Source organism: Bradyrhizobium acaciae (assembly GCF_020889785.1).
Lineage (GTDB): Bacteria > Pseudomonadota > Alphaproteobacteria > Rhizobiales > Xanthobacteraceae > Bradyrhizobium > Bradyrhizobium acaciae.
On the sequence record NZ_JACMYK010000328.1, the window covers coordinates 1 to 730 of the forward strand.

A 730-nucleotide genomic window follows, 5' to 3' on the forward strand; every position below is an offset into this window, starting at 1 on the left:
CTGCGCTGCACGAGGTGTTCGCGGCCGGCCATCAGAGCGGCGCGGCGACCGGCTTCATCGCAGGGCTCGCCGGACGGATATCGGCGCGCAAGCCGCTGGTCTGGGTGCGGCAGGATTTTTCCGATCGCGAGAACGGCGCGCTGTCGATGAGCGGGCTTGCCGAGCTCGGCCTCGATCCGCGCCTCTTGGTCACGGTGCGTGCCGCCGATGTCGACGGCGGCCTGCGTACCGCGGCCGATGCGCTGGCCTGCGATGCGCTCGGCGCCGTCGTGCTCGAGATCTGGGGCCAGGCGCGCCAGCTCGATCTCGTCGCCAGCCGCAAGCTGACCTTGGCCGCGCAAGCCTCCGGCGTCACCGCGCTGGTGCTGCGGATCGCGGCGACGGCGATCCCCTCGACCGCGGAGACGCGCTGGATCGTGCGCGCGGCGCATTCGCCGCCCGGCAATGCCGCCAGCGCCTGGGGCGCGCCGCGCGTCGAGGCCGAACTCGTGCGCAACCGTCATGGCCCGGTCGGGCGATGGATCATGGAATGGAAATGTGATGAGTGCCAATTCAGCGAACCGTCGGCGCATCCTCAGCCTGTGGCTGCCGCGCCTGCCCATCGACCGCATCAAGCGCAAGCTCGTGCAGGACATCGCCTCGCAAGCTGAGACGCGGGAGGTGGCTGAACCTTCAAGTGAGGTGAGCACATCGGCTGGGCTCTCTCCCCCCTTGCGGGGGAGAGTTGGAG

Annotated in this window: 1 protein-coding gene; it reads left to right on the top strand. The window is 70.1% G+C overall.

Features of this window, described 5'->3' with window-relative positions:
* A partial coding sequence (locus H8A92_RS40590; RefSeq protein WP_229200819.1) for an ImuA family protein occupies positions 1–650 on the top strand: 650 nt, incomplete at its 5' end.
* Positions 651–730 lie beyond the last annotated feature (80 nt).